At 40.5% G+C, this 13,561-nt stretch carries 11 protein-coding genes and 1 tRNA gene; 4 read left to right on the top strand and 8 right to left on the bottom strand.

What is annotated here, in order from left to right; genetic code table 11:
• Positions 1-24: 24 nt before the first annotated feature.
• The 4 genes from A9970_RS15780 to A9970_RS15765 all read right to left on the bottom strand — a co-directional run bounded on the left by A9970_RS15780 (position 25) and on the right by A9970_RS15765 (position 3,318).
• On the bottom strand, positions 25-408 hold the full coding sequence (locus A9970_RS15780; protein WP_182982970.1) for a hypothetical protein: 384 nt from the start codon (positions 406-408) through the stop codon (positions 25-27).
• Between the two features lie 128 nt (positions 409-536).
• The gene (locus tag A9970_RS15775) at positions 537-1,142 is read right to left on the bottom strand and encodes a MauE/DoxX family redox-associated membrane protein (protein ID WP_182982969.1); all 606 of its coding nucleotides are present in this window, start codon (positions 1,140-1,142) and stop codon (positions 537-539) included.
• 401 nt (positions 1,143-1,543) lie between these two features.
• Positions 1,544-2,632 carry a hypothetical protein gene (locus tag A9970_RS15770; protein ID WP_182982968.1) on the bottom strand — a complete coding sequence of 363 codons (1,089 nt, stop codon included), beginning with the start codon at positions 2,630-2,632 and terminating at the stop codon, positions 1,544-1,546.
• The gene (locus A9970_RS15765) at positions 2,629-3,318 is read right to left on the bottom strand and encodes a hypothetical protein (protein ID WP_182982967.1); all 690 of its coding nucleotides are present in this window, start codon (positions 3,316-3,318) and stop codon (positions 2,629-2,631) included. The genes A9970_RS15770 and A9970_RS15765 overlap by 4 nt, the downstream gene beginning before the upstream one ends.
• A 426-nt stretch (positions 3,319-3,744) precedes the next feature.
• Here A9970_RS15765 and A9970_RS15760 point away from each other — a divergent pair, with 426 nt between their 5' ends.
• Together A9970_RS15760 and A9970_RS15755 are read left to right on the top strand one after the other, a co-directional pair.
• Positions 3,745-4,773 (top strand): hypothetical protein, encoded by a 1,029-nt coding sequence (locus A9970_RS15760; RefSeq protein WP_182982966.1) that lies wholly within the window; start codon positions 3,745-3,747, stop codon positions 4,771-4,773.
• 32 nt (positions 4,774-4,805) lie between these two features.
• Positions 4,806-5,087 (top strand): hypothetical protein, encoded by a 282-nt coding sequence (locus tag A9970_RS15755; RefSeq protein ID WP_182982965.1) that lies wholly within the window; start codon positions 4,806-4,808, stop codon positions 5,085-5,087.
• 152 nt (positions 5,088-5,239) lie between these two features.
• Here A9970_RS15755 and A9970_RS15750 read toward each other — a convergent pair whose 3' ends face one another.
• Entirely contained in the window at positions 5,240-5,572 is a 333-nt protein-coding gene (locus A9970_RS15750; RefSeq protein WP_182982964.1) for a helix-hairpin-helix domain-containing protein, read from the bottom strand.
• Between the two features lie 313 nt (positions 5,573-5,885).
• Here A9970_RS15750 and A9970_RS15745 point away from each other — a divergent pair, with 313 nt between their 5' ends.
• Entirely contained in the window at positions 5,886-6,497 is a 612-nt protein-coding gene (locus tag A9970_RS15745) for a hypothetical protein (protein WP_182982963.1), read from the top strand.
• Positions 6,498-6,583: 86 nt separating this feature from the next.
• On the opposite strand, the gene A9970_RS15740 is transcribed toward A9970_RS15745, so the two are convergent.
• Positions 6,584-7,894 carry a site-specific integrase gene (locus tag A9970_RS15740; protein WP_182982962.1) on the bottom strand — a complete coding sequence of 437 codons (1,311 nt, stop codon included), beginning with the start codon at positions 7,892-7,894 and terminating at the stop codon, positions 6,584-6,586.
• Between the two features lie 247 nt (positions 7,895-8,141).
• Positions 8,142-8,213, bottom strand: a tRNA-Glu gene (locus A9970_RS15735).
• 140 nt (positions 8,214-8,353) lie between these two features.
• On the opposite strand from A9970_RS15735, the gene A9970_RS15730 reads away from it, so the two are divergent.
• A complete protein-coding gene (locus A9970_RS15730; protein WP_182982961.1) occupies positions 8,354-10,870 on the top strand; it encodes a family 20 glycosylhydrolase in 2,517 nt (838 codons plus the stop codon).
• Positions 10,871-11,058: 188 nt separating this feature from the next.
• Here the strand turns inward: A9970_RS15730 and A9970_RS15725 are convergent, their stop codons facing one another.
• Entirely contained in the window at positions 11,059-13,548 is a 2,490-nt protein-coding gene (locus A9970_RS15725; RefSeq protein ID WP_182982960.1) for a TonB-dependent receptor, read from the bottom strand.
• Positions 13,549-13,561 lie beyond the last annotated feature (13 nt).

Genomic DNA, 13,561 nt, shown 5'->3' with positions numbered 1-13,561 from the left:
GATCGGACTACCCCTTCCTTTCATTTATCCCCTATTGATTGGGGTAAATGTAGTTGAGCTGCTGCCACCGGTTCTAGATGGGATATAGTTTCCTCCAGAAGTTGCGGTAGCGCCAAGTTGAATCTTTGCTGGATTCAGCTGATCTGAAGAATTCAGATCAGATTCATCTACTACCTGAGAGCAAGCCATAACGTTTGCACTGTTACAGTCCTCATCATTGGGCGTGGTATTCCAACGCGAGGCATCTTTAACCTGATCCTCATCTTGAGGATTACCATGGAAGTAAATAGTCACAGGAGCTAAACTTTTTCCTGCATAAGCCTCAGCACCTTTAAATGCTGAGAATCCGATAATCATGGCTCCGCCTAATATCATGTAGCCATAATTGTTTAAAAATTTGGTTAGCATATTGCTACCCTCCTTTCTGTACTGCAGGCCAGTAATTGATTAGTGATAGTGCTGGCCTGCAAACTTTTGGTAAATAATTGCCGGTACAGACCTATGTACCGATCGTATGTGGATGCCAATAAGCCTTTTTAGGGGCCACTGGCAGTATTTTGCTCCCTATAATCGTAAATGCCGTTCGGTGTATACCAGCTATCATTTGTCCGCTTAAAGTGTATGCGTCCGTATGTAATGGCTCCTATTGTCATAAAACCTATCAGGAATAATGCGATGTTTGTGTTACTGGTCAATGTATGCTCACCATATTTGGCAGCTGTGTAGTGCAATAACCATCCAGTTATCGATAGGCCAAGAATAATGAGATTAAAGATCAAATGCGTTGTCCAGGAAATATTACTGAGAAAGCTGGTACACATACAGGGTTTCCTGTCATATACATTGAGGATGCCAAGACCGATATAGATACTAAAAACGATAATCAGTATGGTCGAAACTTTCCATCCCCATCCGCGTAGCCTTGCTGATGTCAACCCCAGTAATACGCCAACACCGATTTCTATAAGCGGAAGCAGCCAATAGAGGACCGGAGCCAGATAACTGATCAGGGGCTGCTGATCAAGGGCGATCTTGAATGCACCGAGCTGCCAGAGTTTCTCCATCCCTACATATACCCAAAAAAGTATCATTGCTGCCCGGATGAACTTATATATAATGTTGCCAGTTTTATTCCCTTCCATAGCCTTTATTATTTATATTGCAGTATTTATTATTTCTTTCCCTTGTTTTATTATTTTTCCTCGTTTCAAAAACAGGGCGCCATACCTGTCCCTTCATTGGATACAGCGGCCTGCTTGAGCGTCAGCTTCTACTTTCTCGTACGCTGTAAAACAAAGGTAGTATGGAAAATAGGCCGGCGCAGGTGTAGTGAAATGGTTAATTTAGAAAGTGCACCTGCCTCTATTCGATCTAAATGAATTGTGGGATGTAATGAAGATGTATTATGCGGCAAAAAGCTGGGGAGAAAATTCTTGGGGAAACAGTCGGTTATCGCATAATTATGGCTGTTTTTGATGGGTAGAATGAACACGTTTAGGTGGTGTAGCGGTGGAATACCCCCTGTTTTTTAAATTTTTGTGTTTTATTTATTTAAGTCAGGAAACTGTCTATTCAGTTCGTCAAGCATCGTATTCAATACCTTGCGGATACGGAGAGCAGTATGAAACTCAGCGCTTTTGTCCATCCTGGTCAGGCTATGCGCAGAAAGTAAGGTGCCTTCACGTGTTTTGACGAGCCTGGAAAACACTTCGGCAACTTCTTTTTTCTCTGACGACCACATAATGTTCGCCTTAACAGATATATGCATCCAAAGTTTGAGCTCTTTGCCATTAAAATTGCTTTGAATAAATTGTTGGGGATAATCCTGCATTGTTGCTGATGGAGAGATTTTTTCATCCTCCATGTACTCGCGCATCAACTTGAGAAGGCTCCTACGGTTGCTATCATACGCAAAGTCCGGGATACAGGAGAAATGTTTTGGGAAGCGTAACAGGGCATCCATAAAGGATGGGTCTGAATTGTACAGTTCTTTCCAGCGGTTGAAGAAGCCCATGTGGTTAAAATTGAAGTTGACCATCAGAATCAAAAAGCGGTAATGCCAGTTTTTACTCTGGCGTTTGTCGTCGGCCAATTGGCGCAGTGATTCGATCATTTTGAGTAGGTAATCCTGATGTCGGTATTGAATATAGGGAATCTTGCCATTTTCAAATAGGCTGTCCATAGCAGAATGGATCTCGGTGAGATAGGCTTTCGGTATGTTTTTCTGAGCTAACCTATCCAGGATATAGGGCATATTTGCATATATATATTCATGCATCCTCAGGTAATAATGCTCCGGCAGCGGCGTACAAGGATCAATATCTTTTTTAAAGAGATGTTCGATTCGCCCAAGTAATTCTTCCAGGGCAAATAGTGCTGTAGCATTTTCAATTTTACACTCTTTACAGTAGTTGTTCAGTAAAGAGTGTAGCCGCAACAATTGCGTGTGGTATAACCGTATGGCCTGACAGGCATTATCAACTTTGATGATCTCTCGGTATGCCTCTAGCGCGAGCGCAAAATTATTATTGCAGGCCCCTGTGATTTCACAAAAAAGCTTTGGGATATCCGTGTTCTTCAGATGAACTATGGCTTCTATGAGTATTGTCAACTTTTGTAAACTTACGATCATCTATACCTCCTTTTGATATCTTTGTGGTACCATGGCCAGCCAAATATCCCGGGATGCATTTGAAGTATGAGTGAATCTCCCTCATTGGTCTGTTCATGTAGTTTGGGACCCACATTAATGGAAACCTTTTCTTCCTGCCCTTCATACCTGAATGAAAACCACAGTTCATATATGTCACAGCAAACGGGGCATTTTTGTATAACAATGGCAGGTATGCGTACAGCTTTAGCATTTGGGATATGCTGGCAATTAGCTATGATCAGCAGCATACGGATATACCAGGTACATGCAATTATCATGATGGGAAATTGGATCCCATAAAGTTTGAAAACGTTTGTTTTTCTCCAGAAAAACAGATGTGCCATCGCGCAGACAATAAAAGCTATCGGTATACCTTTCTTTACAGCGACCCAAAACGGTTGCGAGCTGATCAGTAGCTGATAAGTTAGACGGTCAAATAAAGCAATACTACTGGCCTGGATACAGACAAAAAAGATAACAAAAAGCTGCATGACGCGCTCTTGGCCTCGGATTTCCAAAAAAGGGATGAACAATACCAGAATACCGATGCTGTACAAGCACTGCTCTTGCGTCGTTGCTCCAAAAAGCCCATACAAGGTAATCGATACAGCTATTGCAATAAATACATAATTACGGCTGAATGGTATTTTCTTTATCGTCCTCATGATCTATGGTTTAAAAATCAGTGAAGTTTTACTCTTTAAATTTACCCACTATAGCACGAAATAATAGTGAATATCCCCATCATTTCAATGAAGGTCAATTTTTTACAATGAGAGCTTATTTCCTTACAACGAAAGAGGAATTTAAGACAATACAGGAATAAATTTTCATCCGGCAGGGGAATTATTTGAACCAGAGAAGGATATAAAAGCATCGATTTAAGGTAGATGAATATTGTTTAATAAATAATTGGCTAAATTTATATAACAAAAATTTCATCAATATAGGAGTTTTTAGCGGCAGTTCACCGGCAATAGGTGGCTAGGTAATGTCGGATGAACCTGATAGGCGAAAGATATACAGAAAGAAAGTATAAATCTGATAAGTATGTAAGTTTTAATAGCGTTTTTCTAAAATGTCGTTTGTACATGAAAAGTTTTAACGAGAATAAATATCTGGATAATAGAAAATTGACCGTGCAGTATCCCAATGGGATTTGGCAATTGATCGCATCCTTCGTTTTTGGGGGATTCTGTTGGTATCTGGGGTACCGTGGAGCTTTGGCGGAATGGCTTTTAGACTGGCCTGTCACCTATAGCTATCTATTTTTTGTATTGATTGTAGCGATAATTTTCTTTTATATACGATTGGTTATCGTGATATTGGACAAAAGGCAAAACTGGCTGGTTAACCCAGAAAAACGCGCCGCTAGCCAATTGTTATTTTGCTGCATATTACCATCACTTTTGCTGTTCTGGATTATAGGCCCCGATCAGCTGGCTAAGGATGAATGGCTGCTATTTCCTTTAATGGTCATATTTTGCGGCATTTTGGTTCTGAATATGTGCTATACAGTTTATTTCTATGTCGCTATTAATCAAAGGCAGAGAAAGTTTCTTTTGGAACAGAAAGAAACTATCCTGCAGCAACAGTTAAAAATGAGAAATCTTGAGGAGCAGTTCGAGTTGTTTTCTCCGGATCTAGAGGAACTGAAGGAGATTCTGGAAACAGCTGAGGAAGATAAGGACGTCGATTCTATGGATGAAATGGACTTAGTACAGGTCAAATCCATTGATGTGGAGAAGGAAGTATTCCTGCTCAATAATAAAATCCTGTCACAAAAGATATTGTACAAAGATTTAGGGATTTTTACGTTTAAAAATAGCATCGTCAGCCTTTATCTGAAAAATGCAATGAATGAAAATCTGACCTGTGGCGAGCAGCGCAGCTTAAAGGAAGTTGTAAATATTACGAAGGGCTTTGTACAGAAGATAGACCGGGATAAGGCCATACCATTGGATATGATCCAGGCTTGTCACGGGTTGAAACGGGGTAGGTTGCGTATTGTGCTCAAAATACCGTTTGAGGGGCGGTATAATTTTGAGGTATCCGATAAGATTGCAAAACATATCAGAGAATGGGTCATGTTGCAGGTACCAATAGAAAAGGAGTTATAAAATAGAATAGGTAAACCAGAAAAGCTATTTCTATGGCGACCAATAAAAAATGTAGGGAAACCGGAAAGGTGATATTTGCTTCCTGGATAGAGGCCCGCCTTGTCATGCTCGACATTAAATGGAACTACTTTTTCAAAAGGGACGAAACAGGTCGCCGCATCAAGCACAGGCAGGGACGGCCTGTACAGCGTCGGGCATATTACTGTACATATTGCAGGGGATACCACCTGACCAAATGGGAAAAATCAAATTTTAACTCCTATACCGAGAAAAAATGGAGAAGGGATAAAGGAGAAGAAAATTCAGACTTATAAAAGCTTTACCCATACCATGTTCCTTATCCCCGATTTAAACGGCCACCCTTCTTGGGGCAGCCGCTTAAGGATTAGTTTATGGGGATTGTTTGAAAAACAATATCAAATTACGCATTTCAAGGAAGTTTTCAAAACCCGAAATTAAAAGCTTTCTATGTTCCCAGCTGCTTGATGAAGCCTACAATTTCGGAAAGAGATTTGTGACCCAGTCCATCTATTTCTGCGAGCTTCTCATACGAACAGGCCATCAGTTCAGCAACCGTCATTATTCCCTGCTTCTGGAGAGCGCTCACAGTCTTTGCACTGATCTCATGCCGGAAATAGTAAAGGTCGCTTTCAAGGATCATCTCATGGATATACCCGTTGTCACCCAAGATCCGCTGCAGTTTCATGGAAAGGTTCCGAAGTGAATTGTAATCCATCTTTCGAAGATCTAGCCTAGTTTTCACACCATCCAGATAGATATCAATTTCGTATTCTTTCATGTTTTCAGACGATTTGGTTATGTATTAATGGCTAACTGTTCCGACCGTTATCCTGCTGGAAATCAACATTTAAATTAGGCTAACTTGCATAATAATACCAAATTTATTCGACCAACTGCCATTTGACCATGTTCAAGCACTTAATATGCTCGATTACTTAAACCTGTAGGCCAAATCCTCCGCAGTTTTACCGACAAAAAGATCATATGATAAAGTTCTTTATCCAGGCTATTGCAGTCCGACACTTAAACCCTCATAGATTGTAAAATCAGATTTAAATTATTTATTTTAGCCACTTAAACCATAACGAACCATGAAGAGAAACCGATTGATTATTTTATTCTTTTTCCTCCTATTGTTTGTTTCCTGCAAGAAGGAGAATTCTGGACAGCACATGACTGGCAGCCTTAAAGGTAAATGGAAGTTAACCAGCTATGAAACGACCCTGTCCACCGGCGACAAAAATGAAAACAGTATTGCCCAGAATGAGAAGTTTCCTTACGAATATCTGAGTTTTGATGGATCTGACAGCGTATCACTACGCTTGACAACCCCTTACTTTGTCAGCCCTACAGCGAATGGTACTAATTGGAATCCTCCGGGTGCAGATGTAAGTATTAAAGATGGGAGCATCCAGACCGGAGAACCTATTTATTACCGCAAATATTATTATCAGCTCGCAGGAAACCGTCTCTTGCTCAAGGAAACCGGGACATTTAATCCATCCTTATGGGTAGAGAAATGGGGAAGCCCCGCGACAGGAATTGTCGATTCTCTCGCCGATTATTACCCAAAGCTCAGGACAGATATAGACTGTTGGGATGTATCTCTTGATGGAAATTCATTAAAATTACAGCAGCAAATCAGCTATGGCGGCAAAGATAGTTTTCGGTCCAAGGTGACAATGCTTTTTTCACGAGAATAAAGAAGAACAACGATTCCGCCATAAAGGGTGGATAACATATTTTTTTAATATGGAAGCGATACACGATGTACCGCTTCCTTTTGTTGTTATGCAATATTTCTACCCTTATGGCCTGCCTTTATAAAAGTAAACGCCTGAGGGGTACATAGCTCAGCTATTTTAGCTTGATTTTCAGGGACCGGTTTATTCTCGATTTTTCTTTCCAATCTGTCCATATCGACGGCAACCCTATTGTCCAATAACTTAGCATAATGCTGTGTAGTCTTGATATCCGTATGTCCAAGCATCTTGGAAACAGTTTCTATAGGTACACTATTTGCCAATGTAACAGAAGTCGCGAACGTATGGCGTGATTTATGGAATGTGAGTTCTTTTGTTATCTCACACAAATCCGCTATTTCCTTTAGATAACTGTTCATTTTCTGGTTGCTGAGAACTGGGAGGACCATATCCTTAGCTATGCACGGCGGATAATCACGATACCGTTCAACGACTTCAAGTGCTTTGGGAAGCAGAGGAATATTCGATGAGGTTTCAGTCTTTTCCCTGCTGGTGAAGATCCAGAGTTTTCCATCCACTCCCTCGGCTATATCGGTCCATTTTAATTTCTTTACATCGGCATAAGACAGACCGGTATAGCAACAGAAGACAAAAATATCACGAACATGTGCAAGACGTGTTATTTTGAAGTCCTTTTCTTCTATCCTCCGAAGTTCCGCATCTGTCAGAAATTCCTTCTCTTTTACTTTGGCCTTGATCTTATAAAAGGCAAATGGATCGTCCGTTATCCATCTGTGCGCGATACATACCTTGATGATCTTGCGAAGGTGCTTCATGTATTTTGCTGCCGACACAGCTGAACAGCCCATGGTAGCACGCAGAAAGAATTCGTACCCTGTGACAAAAGCATGGTCAATCTTTCTGGTGTCAATATCTGCCACCCTGAATTCTTTCTCTAGGTACCCACCAACATGGGAAAAAGAAGTCTTATACCCTTTAAGCGTATTGGCCTTAAACCCATTACCCAAAAGTGCTTCCATCTGTTCGTTGTGCGCCTTGAACACATCCAGGAAATTTTTGCGTTTGATATCCTTTCCCTGAAACCTAAGTTTAAGGGACTCTGCAGTAACCTCTTCTCCTGTCGCTATCATAGCGGTATGGAGCGTACTTACTTTACTCACAAGTATATCAAGGTAACTGTTCAGGGCTTTGACAGTTTCGGTGGTACCTTTTACCCGATTGGCTTTGGAATTCCATTTTGATGGTTCACATTCACGTCCCACCGAAGTCTCCTTTGGTAGGCCGTCGACGGTAATCCGCATGTAGATCGGTTTAGGGCCGTTAACATAATTTTTTGGTTTCTTCAGATAGAAGAGCAAGGAATAATTTGTACTCATGACAACATCATTTAAGTGAAACAAATGTAGCCTTGCAACTAAAACAGATCAAGATGTTTAAATTATGAACATATTGGTAATCAAACTGTTAAATATCTTTCAGTGAGTAGTCAACTCCAAGAAAATGACTCACTGAATGACTCACTTTTTTATTGGGAATTATTATAGGTTTTGTAGATACTGAAAAACAAAAAAGCCTGCAAATGTTTAATTTGCAGGCTTTTGTATGTTTTGACTTTTAGATGTGTAGCCCGTAGGGGAATCGAACCCCTGTTTCAAGAATGAAAATCTTGCGTCCTAACCCCTAGACGAACGGGCCGTTTTCTGTTTCGGTGTGCAAATATAGAAATATTTATAAATGTGTCAAAATTTTTATCTTTTTTTTATTCATATTTTTTAAAATAGATCATAAACCCCTCTAGAATAGCTATATTTAGAGTCATTGAAAAAGTAACCAACATGACTAATTTTAAAAAAATCAAAAAACCGCTACTCTATGCCGGACTAGGCTTGGCTTTATTAAGTCAGGAAGCCTATGCCCAGAAATCGAGTGCTATCGCAGATCAACTGCAACTGACCTGGAAGGTCAAAGACGGACAGAATATCCGTAAAAATCCGGTATCCACCCTAATTTTAAAAAACAAGGGGAAAAGTGCTGTTCAACTCAACGATTGGAGCCTCTGGTTTAATTTTATTCGCTCTATTGATCCCGATAAGGTCGACAAACGTTTTGCGATAGACCACCGAAACGGAGATCTCTTTCAGGTTAGCTTTAAGAAAAATAATTTTTTATTAAATGCGCAAGACACAGTCCACATCGATTTTATCACGACTGGACTGGTCAATTATACGGATGGACCAATTGGTCTATACCTAAAAAATAATAAGACTGGGCTTGCAACAAATATTTCGGATTATGCTGCGGTTAAAATTGCTCCCCAGTCGGAAGCGGAAAAAACGGATTACTTTGCTTATAAATACGATCAAAATAAGCTGGTAGAGGGTGCAGTAGCACAGCATATCATCCCTTTACCACGCAATATCAGCATCAATAATAACGAGAAATTCAACCTATCGACAGATACAAAACTGTTTGTTGACCATGAATTTGCTAGCGAAGGAGGCTTTCTGACAGACTTCCTGAACAGCTATTCAGGCGTTAAGCTAGCAGCTTCATCCAGTCCACAAGGCGGCATTGAAATTGTCAAAGCAAACAACTTAAAGCCCGAATCCTATCACTTGACGATTGGTGCTAAAGGTATACGAATAGAGGCTTCTGATAAAGCTGGTGCATTTTATGCCATACAATCGCTAAAATCGTTGATCAATCACAGTCAATGGAATAAAGCCACAAAATCGATCACATTACCATACGCTAACATTGAAGATAGCCCGCGCTATGGTTACCGTGGATTTATGCTGGATGCTGCCCGTAATTTCCATAGCAAAGCCGAGGTTTTAAGAATATTGGATCTCATGGCTTCTTACAAGTTGAACAAGTTCCATTTCCACTTCATTGACGACGAAGGTTGGCGATTGGAAATTCCGGCCCTACCCGAATTAACGGCTATCGGAGCCAACCGTTCGGCTAATTTTGAAGATGGAAAGGCAATACAGTCTGCTTATGGATCTGGCGCTACGGCTAAACCGCATCAATTCTACAGTGTTGCTGACTATATCGAAATTTTAAAATATGCTCAGGCAAGACATATAGACGTCATACCCGAGGTAGAAACTCCTGGTCATGCCCGCGCAGCGATCAAAGCAATGCGCGCGCGTTTTGCACATTACTCAAAACTTGGTGATAAACAAAAAGCGGAGGAATTCCTGCTGGACGATGCAGAGGACAAATCTGTTTATAATTCTGCACAAAACTGGAATGACAATGTCATGAACCCTGCCCTACCTTCAACCTATCACTTCCTGAGCAAGGTGATCGATGAAATCAAAGCGATGCATGATCAAGCTGGAGTTCCATTGACAATTATCGATTTGGGAGGCGACGAGACGCCAAGTGGTGTTTGGGAAAAATCGCCCAAGGTATTGGCCTTTATGAAGGAAAATAATATCGCCAATGTACTCGATGTATGGCCACTGTATATTACCAAAATTAATACCCTTGTTCAAGAAAAAGGGTTGACGATGTCTGGATGGGAAGAAATGGGTATGCGCAATAAAGGAAAAGGCATGGTTGTAAATGCCGATCTAGGAAAATCCGGCATCCACTTGAATGTATGGAACAATCTCCCTGGCCAAGGACAGGAAGACCTCGCTTATCGATTGGCAAATGCAGGATATAAAGTTGTTTATACGAGTGCTGCAAACAACTACCTGGATATGTCTTGGGACCGTGATTTTGCTGATCCAGGACACAGTTGGGTCGGTACGGTTAATCTGAATAGAACTTATTCGTTTTCTCCTGAAAATTTCTTCATCAATCTGCGCAAGGATGACACCGGAAAAGATCTTAGACCTGAGGCATACACCAATAAAGAACAGCTTACAGCGGAAGGGAAGAAAAACCTCCTCGGTATCAAAGGCGCCTTATGGGCAGAAAAGGTATCTACTGACCAGCGTCTTGAGGAAATGATATTTCCACGTTTAATAGCGATTGCTGATCGCGCGTGGGCACCCGAACAAACCTGGGAAAAAGGAAATTCTTTTGACGAGGCCACTTATCGTAAATCGTATACCTCTTTTATCAAAAAATTAGGCGAGGATGAATTGAGAAAACTGGATAGGATAAATGGAGGCTATACCTATCGACTTCCTAAAATTGGAATCAAGAAAGAGGGTAGCCAACTCCTTATCAATACCGATTATCCCGGTTTCAAAGTCTATTACAGCGACAACGGCAGTACGCCAACATTGAAATCCAAAATAGTGAACGGTCCAATACCATTCCAAACTGGGAAAAAATACTTATTTAAAGTATTTGATGCCAAAGGACGGTCAGGTGATGTGATCAGCTATTAATTCATTGGAACGCAAAATCATAAATGCTATTGGCATTGACAATAAAAAACGCCGTATAAAATAACATCAGTCACTTCAAAAATCGACTGTTTGAACTGGCACTTAAGCTGATAATGGCAAAATAGAATAAAAATAGGGCTGTCCAACTTCTTTGGACAGCCCTTCTATTTTATATAGATGTTGTATCCTTAAAACTTATAACTCAATGAAACAGCAGCATTTCTTGGATCGATCTGATTAATAAAACCACCTCGGAAGTATGAATTCAATCCAATCTCATTGGTGATATTATTTACAAAGACTTTCGCATCAAATTTGCGCCATTTGTATCCCACCTGTGCATTTAATGTAGTATATGCTGGCATATTGAAAGGTTCTGTACCATAATATTCGCCATGTCCATTTGGGGTTAAGCTATATTCGTTGACAGGTCGGTCTCCAACATAATAAACTCCGGCACTTAAACTCAGGTTCCGAAGAGCTCCTTGATTAAATACATATTGTATCCATGCATTTGCCGTATGTTTTGGAGCGTTCATCGGTGCGGATCCATCCATATAGGAAGGTGAATTTTTATATCGTGCATCTAAATAAGCATAGCCCAACATCACAGTCAAATTTTCCAATACACGACCGTTCAACTCTGCCTCAATACCATCGCGTACCAGATCCCCTGCCTTAAAGTATAATCCTGTAGGATCATTGGTTCCGGCCTTATACTCCGCATTGGTCAAGTTAGAGGTATAAATATGAAAATAGGTTAAATTGAAACGTAACCGATTATTCAGCCAATCGGATTTAATCCCGCCCTCAAATTGTTCGGTTTTAGAAGCACCTGCAGCTGTACCATCGGTTAATGGATTCGCAGCATTCCTTAAATTCGTTGAGTTTGTATAAGACCCAAATACATTAAAATTCTCAAATGGCGTAACAATCACCCCCGCCATTGGATTCCACGCAGACTCCCTTTTATTACCGTTTGATGTGAAATCTTTTGTTGTAATTTCGGAATAACGTAAACCTAATACAGCCTTAATGTATTTATTAAATTCAATAACGTCCTGCCCCATAAATCCTATAGAAGAATAATAACTTCGTACGGGAGTTCCTGCCGTATAGGCGATTTGCTTTCCTTTTCGCTGGTTACCCAAAGAATCGACATAGACAACCTCGGATAGATCATTTACCCAATCGCCGTGAATATCAATAATATCTATAACAGAACTATTTTGATCGGCTTTTTTCAAAAGAACATTTTTCTCCAATGGACTTAATTTTCCTGCAAAAGAAGTTGTTGTCGCATCAGCAATACGATAGTCCACCCCGGCTTGAACCAAATGTTTTACTTTACCCGTATAAAGATCTTTTCCGATCAAGTCAAACTGAAAAGTTTTATTCTTGTCATCGCGCAAGCTTTTGCTCATTGAGCGCGAGAATGTATTATATTGTTTTGCATCGTCTTTAATCAATGCGGAAGAAGATGATTGGTTATCAACCTGATAAGATGACGTTGCAATAGAAGCTCTGATGCTCCAGCGATCACTCAACTCATGATTGATCTGAGCCATAAAGCTCTTCATCTCTGTATTATTATTATCGGAATTGAAGCCCAAAAACTTATTGTTCGGGATAACATATAACGCATTCACCCCTTGCGAAGGATTTAAATTGACTGCGGAATTAACCGGCGTGCGATTATCGTTAAAATAATCACCCTCCAAAGTAATTGTCGTCTTATCCGTTGGTTTCCAAGCTAAGGATGGATTTAGATAAACACGGTTGGAGGATACACTTTTGCGGTAGCTATCACTACGTTCATAAGCACCATCCATTCGAAAAGCAACGGTCTCTTTCTTATCCAGTACCGTTTGGAAATCAAAGGTTGGGCGGAATTGCCCCCAGCTTCCTGCACGAACACCAATCTCTCCAGAATTCGTGAAATTAGGGGTTTTAGTGACCACATTAATTACCCCACCAGCATTACCAATATCCGTAATAACACCCTGTGTAACCGCAGCAGACCCTTTAATCATTTGAATAGACTCCACACCTTGCATATCAACGACTCCAGATGCAGTCTGAAATTGAGAGTCCATCCGCACACCGTTCTTCAATACAGGTACCCCTCTGAAACCACGTGTTGACAAAGATTCTTTAACACCGCCATAGGAACCAAACAAGGTTACACCCGGAATATTTCTTACAGCATCCGTCAACGTAAGAATACCCTGATCTTGAATTACCTTATTGGAGATGACAGAAATACTCTGAATTTGATCCGAAGGTTTTAATGGCATACGTGTAATCATTTCCAAGCCTTTTGGCTTTTTGTTGCGTTCACCAAACACTTCTACCTCATCAATTGCCTGCTCATTGCTCACTAGGGTGATTGGATCAATAATCACTTCAGGGCTCTTCGTGCTAAAAACATAATCGATAACGGTTGTCTGGTAGCCCATGTAAGTGAATTTAATCACCGTATTTTGGTCGACGCCATGCAGTCTAAAATGACCTCTATGGTCTGTACGAACCTTTTTATCTCCGATTGAAACGGTTACTGAACTTAAGGGATTATTTTGTGTATCGACGACTTTACCTTTGACGATTCCCGAGGTTTGACCATATACTGCACCTCCGATTAAAAATGTAGAAGCAAGAGCTAGTAAGTGTTTGTCCATGTTAATAATTTTG

This window comes from Sphingobacterium sp. UME9 (assembly GCF_014170215.1).
Classification (GTDB): domain Bacteria; phylum Bacteroidota; class Bacteroidia; order Sphingobacteriales; family Sphingobacteriaceae; genus Sphingobacterium; species Sphingobacterium paramultivorum.
The sequence above is the reverse complement of the archived record's forward strand: the minus strand, read 5'-3'. Positions and strand labels throughout refer to the sequence as shown.